This window comes from Pseudomonas sp. SC3(2021), assembly GCF_019856535.1.
Lineage (GTDB): Bacteria > Pseudomonadota > Gammaproteobacteria > Pseudomonadales > Pseudomonadaceae > Aquipseudomonas > Aquipseudomonas monsensis.
The window spans coordinates 4357369-4376562 of sequence record NZ_CP082236.1 but is presented as its reverse complement, the minus strand read 5'-3'; the positions used below and the strand labels follow the sequence as shown (position 1 = coordinate 4376562).

Annotated in this window: 18 protein-coding genes; 5 read left to right on the top strand and 13 right to left on the bottom strand. The window is 61.1% G+C overall.

The genetic code is table 11. The annotated features are described in order from the left end of the window. Nucleotides 1-75: 75 nt before the first annotated feature. The 6 genes from pepN to K5Y35_RS19665 are packed head-to-tail and all read right to left on the bottom strand — an operon-like array spanning nucleotide 76 to nucleotide 6592. Nucleotides 76-2733 carry an aminopeptidase N gene (gene pepN, locus K5Y35_RS19690; protein ID WP_222832675.1) on the bottom strand — a complete coding sequence of 886 codons (2658 nt, stop codon included), beginning with the start codon at nucleotides 2731-2733 and terminating at the stop codon, nucleotides 76-78. A gap of 10 nt (nucleotides 2734-2743) precedes the next feature. Beyond that, on the bottom strand, nucleotides 2744-3574 hold the full coding sequence (locus K5Y35_RS19685; RefSeq protein ID WP_027613137.1) for a DUF2797 domain-containing protein: 831 nt from the start codon (nucleotides 3572-3574) through the stop codon (nucleotides 2744-2746). Further along, entirely contained in the window at nucleotides 3571-3831 is a 261-nt protein-coding gene (locus K5Y35_RS19680) for a YeaC family protein (protein WP_123462815.1), read from the bottom strand. The genes K5Y35_RS19685 and K5Y35_RS19680 overlap by 4 nt, the downstream gene beginning before the upstream one ends. A 33-nt stretch (nucleotides 3832-3864) precedes the next feature. After that, the gene (locus tag K5Y35_RS19675; protein ID WP_186748543.1) at nucleotides 3865-4734 is read right to left on the bottom strand and encodes a rhomboid family intramembrane serine protease; all 870 of its coding nucleotides are present in this window, start codon (nucleotides 4732-4734) and stop codon (nucleotides 3865-3867) included. Then, nucleotides 4731-5705 (bottom strand): metallophosphoesterase, encoded by a 975-nt coding sequence (locus K5Y35_RS19670; RefSeq protein ID WP_409202031.1) that lies wholly within the window; start codon nucleotides 5703-5705, stop codon nucleotides 4731-4733. Before K5Y35_RS19670 ends, K5Y35_RS19675 begins: the two co-directional genes overlap by 4 nt. Continuing rightward, nucleotides 5702-6592 carry an NAD(+) kinase gene (locus K5Y35_RS19665; protein ID WP_003224174.1) on the bottom strand — a complete coding sequence of 297 codons (891 nt, stop codon included), beginning with the start codon at nucleotides 6590-6592 and terminating at the stop codon, nucleotides 5702-5704. The genes K5Y35_RS19670 and K5Y35_RS19665 overlap by 4 nt, the downstream gene beginning before the upstream one ends. Before the next feature lie 115 nt (nucleotides 6593-6707). On the opposite strand from K5Y35_RS19665, the gene K5Y35_RS19660 reads away from it, so the two are divergent. After that, the gene (locus tag K5Y35_RS19660) at nucleotides 6708-7658 is read left to right on the top strand and encodes a DUF1853 family protein (protein ID WP_222832674.1); all 951 of its coding nucleotides are present in this window, start codon (nucleotides 6708-6710) and stop codon (nucleotides 7656-7658) included. 130 nt (nucleotides 7659-7788) lie between these two features. Here K5Y35_RS19660 and K5Y35_RS19655 read toward each other — a convergent pair whose 3' ends face one another. Together K5Y35_RS19655 and K5Y35_RS19650 are read right to left on the bottom strand one after the other, a co-directional pair. Beyond that, complete coding sequence (locus tag K5Y35_RS19655) at nucleotides 7789-9072, bottom strand: arsenic transporter (protein ID WP_222832673.1); 1284 nt, start codon at nucleotides 9070-9072, stop codon at nucleotides 7789-7791. 162 nt (nucleotides 9073-9234) lie between these two features. Further along, nucleotides 9235-9792, bottom strand: a complete 558-nt coding sequence (locus K5Y35_RS19650; RefSeq protein ID WP_123462805.1) for an NADPH-dependent FMN reductase — start codon at nucleotides 9790-9792, stop codon at nucleotides 9235-9237. Nucleotides 9793-9975: 183 nt separating this feature from the next. On the opposite strand from K5Y35_RS19650, the gene K5Y35_RS19645 reads away from it, so the two are divergent. Next, nucleotides 9976-10212, top strand: a complete 237-nt coding sequence (locus K5Y35_RS19645) for a hypothetical protein (protein ID WP_064587205.1) — start codon at nucleotides 9976-9978, stop codon at nucleotides 10210-10212. A gap of 85 nt (nucleotides 10213-10297) precedes the next feature. Further along, on the top strand, nucleotides 10298-11191 hold the full coding sequence (locus K5Y35_RS19640) for a LysR substrate-binding domain-containing protein (protein WP_222832672.1): 894 nt from the start codon (nucleotides 10298-10300) through the stop codon (nucleotides 11189-11191). On the opposite strand, the gene K5Y35_RS19635 is transcribed toward K5Y35_RS19640, so the two are convergent. The 5 genes from K5Y35_RS19635 to K5Y35_RS19615 form a co-directional block, all read right to left on the bottom strand. Next, nucleotides 11157-11771 (bottom strand): GNAT family N-acetyltransferase, encoded by a 615-nt coding sequence (locus tag K5Y35_RS19635; protein WP_123462801.1) that lies wholly within the window; start codon nucleotides 11769-11771, stop codon nucleotides 11157-11159. The genes K5Y35_RS19640 and K5Y35_RS19635 overlap by 35 nt on opposite strands. A 14-nt stretch (nucleotides 11772-11785) precedes the next feature. Beyond that, nucleotides 11786-14041 (bottom strand): Orn/Lys/Arg decarboxylase N-terminal domain-containing protein, encoded by a 2256-nt coding sequence (locus tag K5Y35_RS19630; protein ID WP_123462799.1) that lies wholly within the window; start codon nucleotides 14039-14041, stop codon nucleotides 11786-11788. Nucleotides 14042-14193: 152 nt separating this feature from the next. Then, on the bottom strand, nucleotides 14194-14952 hold the full coding sequence (gene dnaQ / locus K5Y35_RS19625; protein ID WP_123462797.1) for a DNA polymerase III subunit epsilon: 759 nt from the start codon (nucleotides 14950-14952) through the stop codon (nucleotides 14194-14196). Between the two features lie 217 nt (nucleotides 14953-15169). Continuing rightward, nucleotides 15170-15631 carry a ribonuclease HI gene (gene rnhA, locus K5Y35_RS19620; RefSeq protein WP_003224162.1) on the bottom strand — a complete coding sequence of 154 codons (462 nt, stop codon included), beginning with the start codon at nucleotides 15629-15631 and terminating at the stop codon, nucleotides 15170-15172. Between the two features lie 92 nt (nucleotides 15632-15723). Continuing rightward, entirely contained in the window at nucleotides 15724-16482 is a 759-nt protein-coding gene (locus tag K5Y35_RS19615) for a class I SAM-dependent methyltransferase (protein WP_123462795.1), read from the bottom strand. A 66-nt stretch (nucleotides 16483-16548) separates the two neighbouring features. Here K5Y35_RS19615 and gloB point away from each other — a divergent pair, with 66 nt between their 5' ends. Next, nucleotides 16549-17316 (top strand): hydroxyacylglutathione hydrolase, encoded by a 768-nt coding sequence (gloB, locus tag K5Y35_RS19610; protein ID WP_222832671.1) that lies wholly within the window; start codon nucleotides 16549-16551, stop codon nucleotides 17314-17316. A gap of 99 nt (nucleotides 17317-17415) precedes the next feature. Further along, nucleotides 17416-18882: a transglycosylase SLT domain-containing protein gene (locus tag K5Y35_RS19605; protein ID WP_222832670.1), complete on the top strand. Its 1467-nt coding sequence runs from the start codon at nucleotides 17416-17418 to the stop codon at nucleotides 18880-18882. Nucleotides 18883-19194: the final 312 nt, after the last annotated feature.

Here is a 19194-nt window from a genome sequence, read left to right as displayed (position 1 = left end):
CATTCAACATCGACGTTGAATCTAATGCCGCCATCGCGGGCAAGCCCGCTCCCACAGTGTCTGGTGTAACCCGGCTTACGCCAGGCTTTTGCTCACCACTTCGTACACGTCGCTGGACAGCTGACCGGAAGCCAGAATCCGCTCCAGCTCGGCCTTCATCAACGCCTGCCGCGCGCTGTCATATTTGCGCCAGCGGGTCAGCGGCGCCAGTTGGCGCGAGGCGATCTGTGGGTTGAAGCCGTTCAGTTCGATCACCAGATCGGCGAGGAAACGGTAGCCCGAACCATCCGCCGCGTGGAAGTTGATCAGGTTCTGTCCGGCAAACGCACCCACCAGTGCACGCACCTTGTTCGGGTTCTTGATCGTGAACGCCGGGTGCTGCATCAACGCTTTCACGCGTTCCAGACCGCCCGGCAAGGTGCTGCCGGCCTGCACGCTGAACCACTGATCCATGACCAGCGGGTTGTCCTTGAAGTGCTCGGCGAAACTCGCCAGCGCCAGGGCTTTCTGCTCCTCGAACGGCGAGTTGACCAGCACGGCCAGCGCGGTCAGGCGCTCGGTCATGTTGTCGCTGTTTTCGAACTGCTCCAGTGCGGCGGCCAGTACTTCAGGCTTGCCGCTGAGCATCAGGTACGACAGCGCAATATTCTGCAGCGCACGACGGGCGAAGTGCTCGGCCTCGGCCACGTACGGCGTCTGCTTCGACAGGTCGCGGTTGGCCTGATAACGCAGCCACAGCGCTTCAAACAGATTGTCCGCCAGTTGCTTGCGGGCAAATTCGCGTGCGGTGTGGATGGCTTCGACGTCAGCCACTTCGCTGATTTCGGTGAGATAGGCCTCACCCGGCAGCGAGAGCATTTCGGCGACCATCGCCTGATCCAGCGACTCATCGGCCAGCACAGCACGCAGCGCCGTGACCAACCGCGAATCGAGTACCAGACTCTCGCCCTTTTGCTGCTGGCCGATCAGCTCTTGCAGCACCTGCACCGACAACTGCTGCCCGGCATCCCAGCGGTTGAAACCGTCGCTGTCATGCTGCATCAGGAACATCAACTGGTCGCGGCTGTACGGAAAGCTCAGTTTCACCGGGGCCGAGAAACCACGCAGCAAGGACGGCAGCGGATGTTCGGCGACGTCGACGAAGGTGAAAGTCTGTTCGGCTTCGGTCACCGAGATCACGCGAGTGGTGCCTTGCGCCGACGCTTCGCCAGCCAGACGCAGGGCTATCTCATTGCCATTGCTGTCGAGCAGGCCGAGTTCGACCGGAATCACGAACGGCAGTTTTTCGACCTTGTCCGGGGTTGCCGGGCAGCTCTGGCGGAAGGTCAGGCTGTAGGTCTTCGCTGCAGCGTCGTAGGACTCGCTCACCGCCAGACGCGGTGTGCCCGCCTGGCTGTACCAGCGCTTGAACTGGCTGAGGTCGACGCCGTTGGCATCTTCCATGGCCTTGATGAAATCGTCGCAGGTCACGGCCTGACCGTCGTGGCGTTCGAAATACAGGTCGCTGCCCTTGCGGAAGCCTTCGGCGCCGAGCAGGGTGTGGATCATGCCGACCACTTCCGAGCCCTTTTCGTACACGGTCAGGGTATAGAAGTTGGAAATCTCGATGAAGCTGTCCGGCCGCACCGCGTGGGCCATGGGACCTGCATCTTCGGCGAACTGGTGGGTACGCAGGTACGCCACGTCCTGAATGCGCTTGACCGTGGCCGAGTTCATGTCCGAGGAGAACCCGGCGTCACGGAACACAGTGAAGCCTTCCTTGAGCGACAGCTGGAACCAGTCGCGGCAGGTCACGCGGTTGCCCGACCAGTTGTGGAAATATTCGTGAGCGACGATCGCCTCGACCCGCTGGTGCGCGGCGTCGGTGGCGGTTTCGGCGCGGGCCAGCACGGCGCTGGAGTTGAAGATATTGAGGCCCTTGTTTTCCATCGCGCCCATGTTGAAGTCATTCACCGCGACGATCATGAAGATGTCCAGATCGTACTCGCGACCGTAGACCTCTTCGTCCCAGCGCATCGACTTCTTCAGGCTGTTCATCGCGTGCTGGCACTTGTCGATGTTTTCCGGCTCGACGTAGATGCGCAGCGCGACATTGCGATTGGTCATGGTGGTGAAGGTGTCTTCGACGCACCACAAATCACCGGCCACCAGCGCAAACAGGTACGCCGGCTTCATGAACGGGTCTTCCCAGGTCGCCCAGTGCCGGCCGTCTTCGCCGGGGCCCGAGGCGATCGGGTTGCCGTTGGAGAGCAACACCGGATAGCTGTGCTGCTCGGCGACCACCGTGGTGGTGAACTTGCTCATCACGTCCGGGCGGTCGAGGTAATAGGTGATCTTGCGGAAGCCTTCGGCCTCGCACTGGGTGCAGAACATCGTCCCGGACTTGTACAGGCCTTCCAGCGCGGTGTTGGTTTCCGGGTGGATCTTTACGCTGGTGTCGACGGTGAAGCTGGCGCTGGCGGGCTGCAGGGTCAGGGTGTTTTCCGTCAACTGATAGTCGTCGGCGCCGAGTTCCTGATCGGCCAAGGTCACCGACAGCAACTCCAGTTGCTGGCCGTCGAGCACCAGCGGCGGCAGGCCCGGGCCACGCTCAGGGTTGCGGCGCATCACCAGTTGCGCGTGGACCAGACTGTGATCCTCGAACAACTCGAAGGTCAGGTGCGTCTCGTCGATCAGGTACTCGGGTGCCTGATAGTCCTTCAGGTAAATCATCTTCGGTTGTTCGGTGCGCATGCTGGAATCCTTATTGATGCACGGCGAGCTGATAGGCCGTGTACTTACGAATGTTGATCACGCCGGTGTCGAAAATCAGGTACTGGCCCTTGATCCCCAGCAGCGTGCCTTCGGCAATCGGGTTCTTGTCCAGGTTGAAGCTGACGATTTTGGCCGGGTATTGCTCGACCGGATAGCGGATTTCGAGCGGTTCGACATCGGCAATCGTCTGAATTGCCTGTAGGCCGAATCGCTGTTGCAGACCTTGCAAGCCCTCCGCGCAGCTTTCAAACAGCTGATCGCGCACTTGCGCCAGGTCCACCGCCGCCGCATCGCCCTTGAGCAACGCGCGCCAGTTGGTTTTGTCCGCCACCTGGCTGCGGAACAGGTCTTCGACGAAGCCGGACTGCTGGCGCGTGGACACACGCATGATCGGCAACGCCTGACTGGCGCCCTGATCAAGCCAGCGCGTCGGCAATTGCGTAGCGCGGGTGATGCCAACCTTGATGCCCGACGAGTTGGCCAGATACACCACATGATCGGTCATGCAAAACTTCTGGCCCCACTCCGGTTCACGGCAGGTGCCGGCCTCGAAGTGGCAGCGCTCCGGGCTCATGATGCACAGGTCGCACTGCGCCAGTTTGGTCATGCACGGGTAGCAGTAACCCTGACTGAAACTGGTTTTGGTCTTGCGTCCGCAATGGGTGCAATGAATCGCCCCCAGGTACTCCAGACGCACCGTGGTGCCGATCATGGGATTGACCGGCACCTCGACGTCATCCAGACGAAACGCATATTGCACGTTCGGCCCGTCGAGGCGCGCCGACATTTTGCTGATTGCACCGCGGCCAATCTCGATCAATGGATGGCATCCGACTTGAACAGGATGTTCGGCACTTCGATCGACTTCGATGCACATTCCTGCGGGCCCATGTAACCGGTGCGCTGCTCTTCAGGCAGGTTCTGGATCTCCCAGGCGATCATCGCCTGCAACGACAGCTCGCGCTGTTCGGCGGTGAGTTTGCCGCCGTCGGACCACTTGCCGATTTCCACGGCCAGTTTCAGGCTCTCGTAGATGTCCGGGGTGATGTTGTTGATCATTTCGTTAAAAGAGGACATCAGGGTCTCCGTGCTCTTTATTCACTGAAAATTTTAGGCGGCCAGTTTACGGCGGTTATACAAACCGCCCAACAAACCGGTGAAGCATCCGATGAGTAACCCGCTAACGTGCGCGGCGTTGGCGATCTGGCCGAAACCGATCATCGAGACCAGCCCGGACATGCAGATCACCAGCCACACCAGCATCATCACCAGCACGCCACGCGGCAGGCGATACGCCGGGTTCGGCGCCAGCAACTGGAAAATCCAGCAGTGGCCGAGCAATCCGTAGAGCACGCCGGACAAGCCGCCAAACAGGCTCGGGCCACTCCAGGCGAACTGCGCGTAGTTCGACACCAGGCTGAACAGCAGGGTCAGACCGAGCAGATTGATGCTGCCCTGACGTGACTCGATGCGCCGCCCCAGCTCCCAGTACCACATGCCGTTCATGGCCAGGTGCAGAATGCCAAAGTGCAGCAGCATCGGCGTGAACAGGCGCCACCACTGCCCCGCCGCCAGACTGTCGGCCAGCGGCGTGAACTGGATGTACTCGCCGACCACGCGGAAGTCGAGGAAGGTCAGCAGGCGAATGGTGTCGAGGTTGTCGCCCAGGTAGGTCAGGCCACCGACCAGCAGGCTCAGCAGCAGGATAAATCCGGTGGCCTTGGCGTGTTTGAGTTGTTCGGCGAAGCTCGGACGCTTGAAGGTCGGCGCCACCGGGATCTCCAGTTGCTGATCGGGATCGCCCGCCGGGAAGCGCTCGTACAGCGAACGCACGTCCTCGCTGATTTCCGCCGGTGCCCACAGCACCTGCTCGCCCGCCTCTTCGCTGACCCGATGCGGCACCTGCATGCGTTGCAGCAGTTTGACGAAACCGCTCAGGTCCACTGCCAACGGCAGACGCAATACCGCTACCGCACTCATTGCAGCACCTCCGGCCGCTCGACATCGACCCAGACAAATTTATGCGGATCGAGGCGGGTTTCCTGATCCAGACGATAGGCCACCAGTTTGCCGTAGAGCACCGCGCTGTAATCGAGACACGCGAGGTTCGGGCGGATCGGCGCCGGTTGGCCGCTGCGCCAGTAGTGGCCGACGAACAGCAACGGCTCGTCGACGCCGTAGCGCAGCAGGTTGTTTTTTTCGCTGGAGCTCAGCGGCTTCTGCGCCACCGGCTCTGGCAATGCATCCGGCTGGAAGACGATGTCGCCGTAGGTCTTCGGGTCGTCTTCCCAGAATTTGGTGCGGAAGAACGAACGCACCAGACCGTCGCCGCTGGTCATGGTCAGGCCATCCGGCAGGCGCATGTCGGTGCCGCGCAGCAGGCGATCGAACACGGTGCAGGCGAAGCTGCCGGGCACGGCCGAGGCCTGGAGAAAGTGTTCATCAATGCGCGCATCGGCGAACAGCCCGCGTAACGGTTCGATCAGGCTGGCATCCCAACAGGCGTGCACCACGCGGAAGCGCCCGGCATCCACCACCAGCGGCAGCTCGTAGAACCAGTTGAGGAAGTCGTGCCAGTCCCCCGGATGGTCTTCGAACTGGCTCAGGGTTTCGTGCAGCAGGCGCGCATGGCGCGGCGTGTGTTCGCGGACGAACTGCTTGCCACTGCCCGGTGGCGCCGGCGTGCTCCAGCCGAGCGCGTTGAATTCGTGGTTGCCCATGATGCACAAGGCCTGGCCGGCCTCGACCATGTCGTGGACGATGTGCAGTGCCTCGCGGATTCGCGGGCCACGGTCAATGATGTCGCCGACGAACACGGCCATGCGCGATGGATGCCGCCAGACCCCGCCCTGCTTGTGGTAACCGAGACGGTCAAGCAGGTGTTCGAGGGTCAGGGCGCATCCGTGCACGTCACCAATCAGGTCATAACTGCGCGCGGGATCGAGCATCAGTCGCCTCCACCACCCAACTTGCTGCCCCAGCCGAGCTTGGTCCGGCAGACTTCGTAATAGTTGTGGTCGAGCGGGTGAATCAGCCGCAGCTTCTGGGCTTTCTTGCTGACGGTGATGGTGTCGCCCGGCGCGCAGGTGAAGTGGTTCTGCCCGTCGCAGGAGACCTGCGGATAGATCTGCATGTTTTTCGACACGACGATTTTCAGCTCACTGTTGCCATCGACCACAATTGGCCGGCTCGACAACATATGGGGGTACATCGGCACAATCACAATGGCGTCGAGCTTGGGATGCATGATCGGCCCGCCGGCGGACAGCGCGTAGGCCGTGGAGCCGGTCGGGGTGGCGACGATCAGGCCGTCGGCCTTCTGGCTGCAAACGAACTGGCCGTCGATGTACAGCTCGAACTCGATCATCCGCGTCGATTTGCCCGGGTGCAGCACCACGTCGTTGAGTGCATCGCCCTGGCCGATGGCCTCGGCATGCCGGCGGACTTCGGCTTGCAGCAGGAAGCGGTTTTCCACCAGGTAATGGCCGTCGAGCACCTTGGCCACTTCGACTTCCAGCTCATCGGGGCGAATGTCGGTGAGAAAACCGAGGCTGCCACGGTTGATCCCGAGTACCGGAATATTGTGCTTGGCCAAGGCGCGAGCGGCGCCGAGCAGGCTGCCGTCACCGCCGACGACGATGACCATGTCGCAGACTTCACCGAGCATCTTGCGCGACGAGGTCTGCAGGCCGTGGCCCGGCAGGACTTCGGCGATGGTGTCTTCGAGAATCACGTGCAGGTGACGATCGAGCAGAAAGCGTTTCAGTCGGCGGACGGTATCCAGCACCTGGGAACTGCCCAGGCGACCGATGATGCCGATATTGCGAAATTGCTCCATGGGACCTCTGCGGACAATCGAAAACGCGAAAAGCACGATTATGGGCGAAAGCCTGCGATAGACAAAATCCTTTCAGCCTCAAGGGTGTGCTCGTGTTTCAGGCTATGCTCGCAAGATGATCCTGTTTCCCGATTTGCTCCAGCTGCCGCACCAATTACGCCATCCGGAAGTGCGGGATCTGGCGTGGGTAATTCTGGCCCCGCCGATGCTCGCCGCCACGCCGTGGCCGCAGCGTCATCCGCTGGCCGGCAGCGATTGGGTGCATGACCCGCAGCGACTGGAACACTGGTTGCGCGAGCTCGACCGCGACAGTTATGGCTTGCTGCACTGGCTGTCGCAGGCGCGCACCCGGCGCCTGGGCCTGTATTACGAACGGTTGTGGCAGTTTGCGGTGGAGCACGCGCCGGGCATCGAATTGATCGCCGCCAACCTGCCGATCCGCCGCGAAGGCCACACCCTCGGCGAACTGGACATGCTGCTGCGAGACCGCGACGGCGTGCATCATCTGGAGCTGGCGATCAAGTTGTACCTCGGGCCGCAGCACGGTGACGGACGGGATCCGGCGCAGTGGCTGGGGCCCGGATGCCATGACCGGCTGGACCGCAAACTGGCACATCTGGCCGAGCATCAATTGCCGATATCGGCCCGTCCGGAAAGCCGCGAGGCGCTGGCGACGCTGGGCATCGGGGTGTTCAGTGCGCAGCTGTGGCTGGGCGGATACCTGCTGTACCCGTGGCCCGGTGAGGCCGCACCGCCGAAAGGCACACATCCGCAACACCTGCGTGGCAGTTGGCTGCATCAAAAAGACTGGCCGGCCTTTGTCGATCAGCGCCCGGCCGGACGCTGGCAACCGCTGCCCCGCCACGCCTGGCTGGCACCGGCGCATTATCCGGCGGACCAGACCTGGAGCCACGCACACTTGCAGATGTGGCTGGATGACCTGGAACCCCTGGCCCCGGCGCAACTGATGGTGCGCCTGATCGAGAATGCACGGGGCGAATGGGAAGAGGCGGAGCGATTGTTTCTGGTGTCGGATCTTTGGCCGAATGTGCCGGGTCAGGCCTGAGATTTTTAGCGCCTGAACCGGCCCCTTCGCGAGCAAGCTCGCTCCCACATTTGGACTGCATTTCAAATGTAGGGAGAGGCGATACACTCCCCTGTGGGAGCGAGCTTGCTCGCGAATGGGCCGACTCGGTCTAAAGGGATAGCCGCAGAGCCAATGCCGCCAAGGTAATCAACAGCACCGGCACCGTCAGCACAATCCCCACCTTGAAGTAATACCCCCAACCAATGTGGACACCCTTGCGCTCCAGCACATGCAGCCACAACAACGTGGCCAGGCTGCCGATCGGCGTAATTTTCGGCCCCAGGTCACTGCCAATCACGTTGGCGTAAATCATCGCTTCCTTGACCACCCCGCTCGCCTGACTGGCATCAATCGACAACAACCCGATCAACACCGTCGGCAAGTTGTTCATGATCGACGACAGCAACGCCGTCAGCACACCGGTGCCCAGCGCCGCGCCCCACACGCCATGCTCGCCGAACACATCCAGCCAACCGGCCAGATACCCGGTCAGCCCGGCATTACGCAGGCCATAGACCACCAGGTACATGCCCAGCGAGAAAATCACGATCTGCCACGGTGCTTCTTTCATCACCTTGCGCGTGGAAATCTTGTGGCCGCGGGCAGCGATGCCCAGCAACAGCGCGGCGCACACCGCGGAAATCGCACTGATCGGAATACCCAGTGGCTCCAGCGCAAAACAGCCGATGAGGAGGATTACCAACACTGCCCAACCGGCGTAGAACGTGGCTTTATCGTGAATCGCAGTTTCTGGGTGTTCGAGTTGTTCAGGGTCGTAAGCCGCCGGAATGTCGCGGCGAAAAAACCACAGCAACATGCCCAGCGTCGCCGCAACGCTGACAAAGTTGACCGGCACCATCACCGCCGCATAGCGGTTGAAGCCGATGTGAAAGAAGTCTGCCGAGACAATGTTGACCAGGTTCGATACCACCAGCGGCAGGCTCGCGGTGTCGGCGATAAAACCGGCCCCCATGACGAACGCCAGGGTTGCCGCCGGTGAAAAACGCAGCGCCAGCAGCATGGAGATGACGATGGGCGTCAGGATCAGTGCCGCGCCGTCATTGGCGAACAGCGCCGACACCAGCGCACCGAGCAGCACCATAAAGGCAAACAGCTTGCGTCCGCTGCCCCGCCCCCAGCGCGCTACATGCAGCGCGGCCCAGGCAAAGAACCCGGCTTCGTCGAGCAACAGGCTGATGATGATCAGCGCGACGAAGGTGCCGGTGGCGTTCCAGATGATCTGCCACACCAGCGGGATATCGCTCAGGTGAACGACACCGAAGATCAGCGCCAGTACGGCGCCAAGCGTCGCACTCCAGCCGACGCCGAGGCCTTTGGGTTGCCAGATGACAAGGGTAATGGTCAGCAGGAAAATCAGTGACGCAGCGAGCATCCGCAACAGCCTTAATAAATGGAAAATAAGCCAAACCACAAAAATGTGGGAGCGAGCTTGCTCGCGAAAGCGAACTGTCAGTCACCAAAGGTGTGGCTGATGGCCCTTTCGCGAGCAAGCTCGCTCCCACACGATCTCTGTTTTACCGCCGATCTGACCAGATTATTTCTTGTGTTGCTCCACGAACTGCCCATACGCATTGATGAAATTCTGCAGGAATGGCTTCACCGAGTCGCTCAACTTGCCCGCCTCGTCAAATGCCGAACCCGCGCCACCCAGATACGCTTCCGGCTGCTGCATGCACGGCACATTGAGAAACACGAAGGACTGACGCAGATGCTGGTTGGCGCCAAAACCGCCAATCGCCCCCGGCGACACGCTGATTACCGCACCCGGCTTACCGCTCCAGACGCTTTTGCCATACGGCCGTGAACCCACGTCAATCGCATTCTTCAACGGTGCCGGCACCGAGCGGTTATATTCCGGGGTGACAAACAGCACCGCGTCGGAAGAGCCTACTTCTTGGCGGAAAGTGCTGTAGGCTGCGGGCGGTGAATCGCCGTCAATGTCTTCGTTATAGAGTGGCAGGTCGCCAATTTCGACAATCTTCAGTTTGAGGTTCGCCGGTGCCAGCTCGGCCAGCGCCAGTGCGACTTTGCGGTTGATCGATGCTTTGCGCAGGCTGCCGACGACTACAGCGACGTTGTAGACATTGCTCATGGAAGACTCTCGACTGTCCGTTGGAAGAGCCTGTAGTTATAGATGATTCGATGACAGTTTCACCAGCGCGTAAGGGAAATTCCTCCGCACTGATTATTTTTTTCCTGTAGGAAAACTTACAGGGCTTGATGAAGGTCTACCAAGCCGCAAATCAAGCGTTTTATCTCCAGAGGTTCTAAGCAGATGGCAGCAGTACTCGTCGGTCAGTTCCATGCAAGAGATGCGGAAGGCCGCGTTTATTCCGTGCATGAGTTCCAGGAATCCACCCCGTCGGCAGACGGTCTCACCGGCATGGAGCCTGTCACCACCTACAAACTGGCGATTGGCGATCGCGTCAAAAAGCTCAGTGACAATGAGTTTTTGCTGGTTCAGTCGGACATCACCCTGATCCGCGAACCCGAGCCAACCGTCGCTCAATAACACCTCGTTATGAGCAGAAGTCATATGCGCAGAGTTGGGGTAGGATTCAGCCTCTGACCCCACCTGCTGAACATGGACTTCACGCATGCGTTTACGTCATATCGAAGTGATTCAGGCGCTCTTGCAGACCGGTCACCTGGGCACGGCCGCCGAATGGCTGCAATTGCCGCTGACCGACGTTGAAGCGCGCTTGCGTGAAGCCGAGAGTGAGTTGGGGTTCATGCTGTTCGCCAGCGTGCGCGGACGCCTGCAGGCAACGCCCGAAGCCCGGGCATTGCAGGTGGAAATCGCCCACGTCTATGAAGCGCTGGAGCCAGTGCAGCGTCTGGCCAGCAGCCTCAAGCAATACCTCGCCCCGCCCCTGCGCATCATCGGCACTCCGCCGCTGGCGCAACAATTACTGCCACAAAGCCTTGCCGCCCTGCGCCGGCGCCTGCCTGACGCACCGTGCACCTTGCTTGGCGCATCAACCCGCGACATCGTCCGCAGCCTGTTGCTGCGCGAAAGCGATCTGGGCCTGAGCCTGCACGACCCCGAACACCCCGACATCCACGCCCGGCCACTGGCCCACGGCAAGCTGCAATTGCTCGCTCCCCACGGCTGGCTGCAACCGAAGCAAAAGTACATTTCCCTGCAGGACCTCGCCGGTCAGGCGATGGTCGGCCTCGAAGGCCACGACCCGCTGAGCCCGGCACTGGAAAACAAGCTCCAGGCCCTGCGGCCTGTGCCGAGCATCCAGACCCGGGTGCAAACCCACCAGATGATGCGCAGCATGGTCGAGGCCGGCGAAGGGCTGGCCATCGTCGACCCGTTCACCGCCCTTGGCGCAAGGGCCGGCGGGCTGGACGTGTGCCCGTTGTCACCGGCAGTGCCGATCAGCCTGTACGCGCTGACCTGCAAACACGCGGCCACGCCTTCTGCGATTCAGACCCTGCTGACAATCGTCACGGAACAAGCCGAGGCGATGCTGTCGAGCTGAGCGGACGCTCCAGCGGATTATCGAACAATCGATACCAGAACAACGCCACTTCGGCGGTGTTCGGATCGATGCCGCGATAACGTAAATGGTCGATACCGCCAATCACATAACCGCAACGCTCATACAGCCGACAGGCGCCGAGGTTGTTGTTCTGGGTTTCCAGCATGATCCCCGGCAGCTTCTTTTTGCGGCTCCAGAACTGCGCGACATCCAGCAACGCCTTGGCCACACCGTGCCGACGGGCCGGGGCGTGCACCGCCAGCTCGTCGATATGGGCGAAGCCGTTCCAGTTGGTACTGATCACCAGATGACCGACCGGCTCGTCATCCAGATACGCCATGAAGATCGCGCTGTCGGGCGCATTGTGAAAGGCGCTGAACTCCTCCGGATCGATGCCGTAGCACTTGCGGTACGGCACGATCGGCGTCACCTGCCACTGCTCGACCGGTGCGCCGACCACCGCGGCCCCATACGCAACCACCTCAAAACTGAAGTCGCTGCCCCAGATATAAGGCGCAAAGCCCTCATCGGCGACCCGCACCGACAGCCCTGGGTATTTCGGATTCATGACCGGTTGCATACTCGGGAAAGTCCTCATTCCTTGACGCAATCGACGGTGTAGAACCGCCCATTGCCTTCATCTTCATGTTGCAGTCCATGCACATCAGCGACAAAACCGGGAAAGCTGCTATCGAACGTGCGGGCAAACTTCAGGTAGTCGATGATCGAGCGGGTGGCTTCGGTGAAGCGCTCGCCGGGCATGATCAACGGAATACCCGGCGGATACGGCACCAGCATCACCGCCGCGATCCGCCCCTCCAGCTCATCTATCGGCACCGCTTCGACTTCGCCACGCACCAGATGATCATAGGCGTGGGCCGGTTTCATGGCGATTTCCGGCAGTACCGTGTACATGCGTTTAAGGTGTCTGGCCGTGGCATTGCTGCGATAGCAGGCATGCAATTGATCGCACAGATCGCGCAGACCCATGCCGCGATATCGCGTGCTGTCTTGTTGCGCAACGCACGGCAGGCAGGTTTCGAGACGGACGTTGGCATCGTAACTGCGCTTGAATTCCAGCAGTTCAGTAAGCAGCGTGCTCCATTTGCCTTTGGTGATGCCCATCGAGAACAGCACCAGAAACGAATACAGACCGGTCTTTTCCACCACCAGCCCCCGCTCCCAGAGGAACTTACTGACCACCGCCGCCGGGATGCCCTTCTCGCTCAACGCGCCGCCGGCGTTCAACCCCGGCATCACCAGGGTGACTTTGATGGGGTCGAGCAGCACGTAGTCGTCACTGACTTCACCAAACCCGTGCCATTCGGCCTCCGGCTGCAACAGCCAGTCTTCGGTCTGCACGCGGTCGATACCTTCGACCCCCGGCGGTTGCCAGATCGAGAACCACCAGTCATCGGCGGCAATGTGCTGCCGCAGATTAGCCAACGCCCGGCGGAAGCTCAGGGCTTCGTCGAAGGTTTCCTGCAACAGCGAGCGCCCGGCCGGGCCTTCCATCATCGCCGATGCCACGTCCAGCGAAGCAATGATGCTGTACTGCGGCGAGGTCGAGATGTGCATCATGAACGCTTCGTTGAAACGATCACGGTCCAGTTGCCGCGCCCCGCCGTCCTGCACGTGAATCATCGAAGCCTGACTGAACGCGGCGAGCAGTTTGTGCGTGGAATGGGTGGTGAACACCAGCGGGCTGGTTTCGCTGCGCGAGGTGGCCATGCCGTAGCGACCGGCGAAGAACTCGTGAAACGCCGCGTAGGCGTACCAGGCTTCGTCGAAATGCAGCACTTCGACGCTGTTGCCCAGGTTCTGCTTGATCAGCTCGGCGTTGTAGCACAAGCCGTCGTAGGTTGAGTTGGTGACCACCGCCAGTTTGACTTTCGGCTCACGCCCCTTGGTCAACGGGCTGGCCTCGATCTTGGCCTGAATCGATTCGCGGCTGAATTCACTCAGCGGAATCGGGCCGATGATCCCCAGTTCATTGCGCTCCGGACACAGGTACAGCGGGATTGCGCCGGTCATAATGATCGCGTGCAGCACCGATTTGTGACAGTTGCGATCAACCAGTACGAGGTCGTCGCGACCGACCATCGAGTGCCAGACAATCTTGTTGGCGGTCGAGGTGCCATTGATCACGAAAAAGGTGTGGTCGGCGCCGAAGTTGCGCGCCGCGCGGGCTTCCGCTTCAGCGAGGGGGCCCGTGTGGTCGAGCAGCGAACCGAGCTCCGGTACGGACACCGACAAATCCGAACGCAGGGTATTTTCCCCGAAGAACTGATGAAACGCCTGCCCCACCGGACTCTTGTGATACGCCACACCGCCGCCGTGGCCTGGGGTGTGCCAGGAATAATTGGAGTCGGCTGTGTGCTGCACCAGCGCCTTGAAAAATGGCGGCAGCAAACCATCCAGGTACTTGCGCGCCGCCCGCGCCACTTGCCGGGCGAGGAACGGTACGGTGTCTTCGAACAGATACAGGATGCCGCGCAGTTGATTGAGCTCGGCCATGGCATCGGCCGGGGCGTTTTCCAGGGTGACCTGTTCGCCCAGGGCAAAGATCGGCAGATCCGGTGCGCGCACCCGCGCCAGGCCGATCAGTTCGGCCATGTTCTGCAATAAATGGGAGTTCGTGCTGGCGTCTTCGGCAGCGATCAGCATGCACGCCAGACCATGATGGGTCGAAGCCACCAACCGCCCTTCGGTGTAATCGGTGGCCGAAACGATATTGAAACCTTCCTGCTCCAACTCGCGGGCGATGCCACGGATACGGTCACCGGCGACCGTGTCGGCCTTGATGTCGCGGTGGACGATCAACACCGGAAACTTCAAATCTTTGTACATGAGGCTCAGTGTCCCGAGGCGGCGGATCAATGTCTGCCAATGCACTCAGGGTAGAGGGTTGCAGCGAAAGTGGCGAGGGTGGCCAGTTGGCTTCATGACACCTGACCTGGCTTTTGTGGCGAGAGAGCTTGCTCCCTCACCACAGGGACAGGTCAAGCCTGCGCGTCAGCCTCGGCGATCTGCGTCCACAATGCCGGACCACCGGCGGATTTGGCAATGATCTCCAGCCGCGCCATATGCGCCGCCAGCTCTTCTTCCGTCGCCCGAATGATCCGCGCGGGCTGGCGATCGGCCGGCAGACGCCGGATCTCGGTGGCGGAGTTGTCCGCACCCTCTCCTGTGCCATTGCCGTCGGAAGCGTTACCGGCCAGCGACAGACTGGTCTGGCCACCGGTCATGGTCAGGTAGACGTCGGCGAGAATCTCCGAGTCGAGCAAGGCGCCGTGCAGTTCACGGCCGGAGTTGTCGACGCCATAACGTTTGCACAACGCATCGAGGCTGTTGCGCTGCCCCGGGTGACGTTCCCGGGCCATCATCAGGGTGTCGAGGATCGAGCAGTGCCGGGTGATGTCAGCGCGATCGTGCTGGCCCATCAAGGCGAATTCGTTGTTGATGAAGCCAACGTCGAACGCCGCGTTATGGATGATCAGCTGCGCGCCGTTGATGAACTCGAAAAACTCGTCGGCCACCTCGGCGAAACGCGGTTTGCCGACGAGGAATTCGTTGGTGATGCCGTGAACGCCGATCGCGCCTTCGTCACTCTCGCGATCCGGTTGCAGATAGACGTGAAAGTGCCGGCCCGTGAGGCGCCGACCGATCAGTTCGACACAGCCGATTTCAATGATCCGGTGACCATCGGTCACCGGCATGCCGGTGGTTTCGGTATCGAGTACAACGGATCTGGTGGCCATCAGTGTTCAATTCTCAACGGGGTCAATCGTGCAAAAAAGCGGATGTTAACACGCTCGGCGGGGTGTTTCAGTCAGACCGTGGCGCGCCCTTCGCGAGCAAGCTCGCTCCCACATTGGAATGCATTCCAATTCAGGGAAGGGGCATCAGATCTGGAATGCATTTCCCTGTGGGAGCGAGCTTGCTCGCGAATGGCCGCACCACGGTTCAGAAGCGAAATCAGCTTTGCTTGTAGCCGCGCACTTCATCCACGCCACGGTTGGCCAACTGGTCAGCCCGCTCGTTGCCGTGATGCCCGATGTGCCCGCGCACCCACTTCCAGGTGACCTTGTGGCGATTGACCTGCTCGTCGAGTTCTTTCCACAGATCAGCATTTTTCACCGGTTCTTTCGCCGCTGTCTTCCAGCCGCGCTTCTTCCAATTGGCCATCCACTCGTTGATGCCTTTCATCACGTACTGCGAGTCGGTCACCAGCAACACTTCGCAGGGCCGCTTCAAGGCTTCGAGGCCACGGATGGCGCCGAGCAGTTCCATGCGGTTGTTGGTGGTATTGGCCTCGCCGCCCCACAGTTCCTTTTCGACGCCCTTGCACACCAGCAAGGCGCCCCAGCCGCCCGGACCGGGGTTACCCTTGCAGGCGCCGTCGGTGAACAGTTCTACGCTATCGACGCTTTCGCTCATGCCAGTCTATCCAGAATAAATGCCTGCCTCGTCAATCGCGGATCGACGATAGCCGCAGCCGGAGCATGTCCGGCCACTTATAAAAAGAAGGTTTACGGTTCGATACGGCGGCGGTTGACCTTGGCCATCGGCAGCGGAATCAGCTTGCCCATCGGCTCGCGACGTTCCTGACGCACCGGTCGCAGGCCGACCACAATCTTGCGTGCCACCAATAAATAGAAACCGCCGCCCGACAGTTGCCAGTCACCGGCCTTGCGTTCCCAGCCGGCCAGACGGGCCTGCCACTTGGCTGACGCGAGCGGCGGACGATAGCACCCGAAGCGGCGTTTCTCCAGCGCAAAGCCCAGCAGATTGAGCCAGTCGGCCACTCGCGACGGCGAGATGCAACGGGCCTGACGCAAGGCGTCATGGGCGAAGACATGCCGCAATCCCCAGGTGCTCCAGGGGTTGATGCCGACGATCAGCAAATGCCCGCCGGGGCGCACGCTGCTCGCGGCTTCGCGCAACAGGCCGTGGGGCGACAGACAGAAATCGAGGCCGTGCTGCATCACCACCACGTCGGCGGCATGCTCGCTCAGCGGCCAGGCCTGTTCTTCGCAGACGATCTCGACCCCGGGCAGCGGCGCGCCAAGGCGCACGTTGCGCTGAACCTGCGGTGCCGAGGGCGGGGTTTGCGCGGACGGGCCGTAATGCACCAGATAACCACCGAAGAAGCGACCCAGCTCGTCTTCAAGCATGCGCCGCTCTTCGTCGAGCAGAAATTGCCCGAGCGGCCCCGACAGCCATTCACGTGCGGCGCTGATCAATGCCAGCCAGTCCGGATCGGCCTGAGCGAACGCTTTATCGGTCATGTCATTCTCCAACGCGCCAGGAACTACTAAGATGCGCCAATGTTTTCCGCTTGGCGAATTCCGACAATGATACAGATCAGTGCCCTGCCCGCGTTCACCGACAACTACATCTGGTTGTTACAGGATCACCGCTCCCAACGCTGTGCGGTGGTCGACCCGGGCGACGCCGCGCCGGTGCTGGCGTGGCTCGACGCCCATCCGGGCTGGGTGTTGAGCGACATTCTGATCACCCACCACCATCATGACCACGTCGGCGGCGTCGAGCGCCTCAAGCAGGCGAGTGGCGCCACGGTCTATGGGCCGGCCAGCGAAAACATCCCGGCGCGCGACGTGGCGCTCAAGGACAACGACAGCGTCAGTGTGCTCGGCTGGGACTTCGCGGTCTATGCGGTGCCCGGTCACACCTTGGGACACATTGCCTATTACCACCATGGTCTGCTGTTTTGCGGCGACACCTTGTTTGCCGCCGGTTGTGGCCGCTTGTTCGAAGGCACGCCGGAGCAGATGCACCATTCCCTGAGCCGTCTCGCCGCGTTGCCCGAAGATACGCTGGTCTACTGCACCCATGAATACACCCTGAGCAATCTCAAGTTTGCGGCTGCGGTGGAGCCGACCAACCCGGACATCGCCGCTCGTCTGGAAAAAGTCAGCCAGCAACGGCAAAACGGGGTTATGACCCTGCCCTCGACCCTGGCCCTGGAAAAGCTCACCAACCCGTTTTTGCGGACCACTGAAACATTAGTTACACAAAAAGTGGACGAACGGGCAGGCGCTCAAAACCGGGCGCCGAGTGAGGTATTTGCTGCGCTGCGAGCCTGGAAAGATAAATTCTAAGTGACTCACCAGCTGGTACAAAAATTCTGAATGGTTGACCGCAGGGGGTGCGCTTTCTAGAATCGCCCGACATTTTTGCCCGGAACTTACTTCCAGCCAATGTCGTCATCCATACGTAAGTCCGTCAATTCAGACGCATTGACCCGCCTGGCGCAAGCCATCGCGGTGGCTGTGTCCGCCACGCTGGCGGGCTGTTCCAGCCATGCTCCGCAGACTGAAGCGACCCATACGCCGAACATTGCTGCGCGAGCCAAGCAGAAGCCCATCTGGCTGAGTGAAAAGCCCAGCCCGCAGGTGCCCCAGGACATCTGGGAGCGTATGCGCGGCGGTTTCCAGCTGCAAGAAGGCCTGGCCGTGAACCCGCGCATCGAGCAGCAGCGCCTGTGGTTCGCCAGCAATCCCTCCTTCCTCGAGAATGCCGGCGAACGCGGCAGTCTCTATATTCATTACATCGTCGAGCGTCTCGAAGAGCGCAACATGCCGCTGGAGCTGGCCCTGCTGCCAGTGATCGAGAGCGCCTACAACCCGATGGCCTACTCCCGCTCCGACGCGTCGGGGCTGTGGCAGTTCATCCCGTCCACGGGCCGCTACTACAACCTGCGCCAGACCCGCTTTTATGATGGCCGTCGCGACATCACCGCCTCGACCACCGCAGCGATGGATTACCTGACCCGCCTGCACGACATGTTCAACGGTGACTGGCTGCTGGCCCTGGCCGCCTACAACGCCGGTGAAGGCACCGTCAGCCGCGCCATTGAGCGGAACGAGAAGCTAGGCCTGCCGACCGACTACTGGAACCTGTCTTCGTTGCCGGCGGAAACCCAGGCCTACGTGCCGAAACTGCTGGCGCTGTCGCAAGTGGTGCTGGCGCCGGAAGCCTACGGGGTGAACCTCAACCCGATCGCCAACGAGCCGTATTTCCAGGTCGTCGAAATCAACCAGCGCATGGATCTGTCGAAGGTCGCGGCAGTGGCCAACATCGACGAAGACGAACTGTTCCAGCTCAACCCGGCCTTCAAGCAGCGCACCACCATCGACGGCCCTCAGCACCTGCTGGTGCCGACATCGAAGGCGCAACTGCTGACCGCCAGCCTGCAGACCATGCGGCCGGAAGAGCTGATCAGCCCTCGCTCGCTGAAACCGGTGTTCGAAGGCGCCGATCCGTCGGAAGTGGCACAGCTCAAGCGTGCCTATCGCGTGAAGCGTGGCGACAACCTCGGCTCCATCGCCAAGGCCAACAAGGTTGAAGTCAAGGATCTGCAGCGCTGGAACAAGCTGACCGGCAAGAACCTCAAGGTCGGCCAGACGCTGGTGATGCAAGACACCACCAAGCGCACGCCGGCTCGCAAGTCGGGGCGCGTCAATACCGTGATTGCGGCCAACAGCAAGAGCAAAGGCAAGGACGACAGCGCGCAGCAGACCCAGTACAAGGTCAAGCGCGGCGACACGCTGTACGTCGTGGCCAAGCGCTTCAACGTTGAGATGCAGCATCTCAAGCGCTGGAATCCGGGTGCGGGTAAAGCGTTGAAGCCGGGGCAGATGCTCACGGTTTATCAGCCGCACTGACAGAAGAGCCCCTGAGTTTTCAGGGGCTTTTTTTTGGATCAGGTTTTTGTGGTGTGCTTTAGAACGATCCCCCTCACCCCAGCCCTCTCCCCCAAGGGGGCGAGGGGGAAAGGGAGCCGATCTCCGTGCTGTTCAAAATCCGAGTTCGACTCGGTATCGCACCTCGATGCAATTCGCCCAGACACCACAGTCAGTCCCCTCTCCCCCCGGGAGAGGGTCAGGGTGAGGGGCTTTTGAGAACTTGAGTTCGACTCGGTGCAGCACGTCGGTGTAATTCGTCCAAACACCACGATCAGTCCCCTCTCCCTCCGG

Bases quoted from the DNA above. Each gene is read 5' to 3' on its own strand.
- pepN (WP_222832675.1), bottom strand. From the start codon at position 2,733: ATGCGCACCGAACAACCGAAGATGATTTACCTGAAGGACTATCAGGCA.
- K5Y35_RS19680 (WP_123462815.1), bottom strand. From the start codon at position 3,831: ATGTCCTCTTTTAACGAAATGATCAACAACATCACCCCGGACATCTAC.
- K5Y35_RS19675 (WP_186748543.1), bottom strand. From the start codon at position 4,734: ATGAGTGCGGTAGCGGTATTGCGTCTGCCGTTGGCAGTGGACCTGAGC.
- K5Y35_RS19665 (WP_003224174.1), bottom strand. From the start codon at position 6,592: ATGGAGCAATTTCGCAATATCGGCATCATCGGTCGCCTGGGCAGTTCC.
- K5Y35_RS19660 (WP_222832674.1), top strand. From the start codon at position 6,708: ATGATCCTGTTTCCCGATTTGCTCCAGCTGCCGCACCAATTACGCCAT.
- K5Y35_RS19655 (WP_222832673.1), bottom strand. From the start codon at position 9,072: ATGCTCGCTGCGTCACTGATTTTCCTGCTGACCATTACCCTTGTCATC.
- K5Y35_RS19650 (WP_123462805.1), bottom strand. From the start codon at position 9,792: ATGAGCAATGTCTACAACGTCGCTGTAGTCGTCGGCAGCCTGCGCAAA.
- K5Y35_RS19645 (WP_064587205.1), top strand. From the start codon at position 9,976: ATGGCAGCAGTACTCGTCGGTCAGTTCCATGCAAGAGATGCGGAAGGC.
- K5Y35_RS19640 (WP_222832672.1), top strand. From the start codon at position 10,298: ATGCGTTTACGTCATATCGAAGTGATTCAGGCGCTCTTGCAGACCGGT.
- K5Y35_RS19635 (WP_123462801.1), bottom strand. From the start codon at position 11,771: ATGCAACCGGTCATGAATCCGAAATACCCAGGGCTGTCGGTGCGGGTC.
- K5Y35_RS19630 (WP_123462799.1), bottom strand. From the start codon at position 14,041: ATGTACAAAGATTTGAAGTTTCCGGTGTTGATCGTCCACCGCGACATC.
- dnaQ (WP_123462797.1), bottom strand. From the start codon at position 14,952: ATGGCCACCAGATCCGTTGTACTCGATACCGAAACCACCGGCATGCCG.
- rnhA (WP_003224162.1), bottom strand. From the start codon at position 15,631: ATGAGCGAAAGCGTCGATAGCGTAGAACTGTTCACCGACGGCGCCTGC.
- K5Y35_RS19615 (WP_123462795.1), bottom strand. From the start codon at position 16,482: ATGACCGATAAAGCGTTCGCTCAGGCCGATCCGGACTGGCTGGCATTG.
- gloB (WP_222832671.1), top strand. From the start codon at position 16,549: ATGATACAGATCAGTGCCCTGCCCGCGTTCACCGACAACTACATCTGG.
- K5Y35_RS19605 (WP_222832670.1), top strand. From the start codon at position 17,416: ATGTCGTCATCCATACGTAAGTCCGTCAATTCAGACGCATTGACCCGC.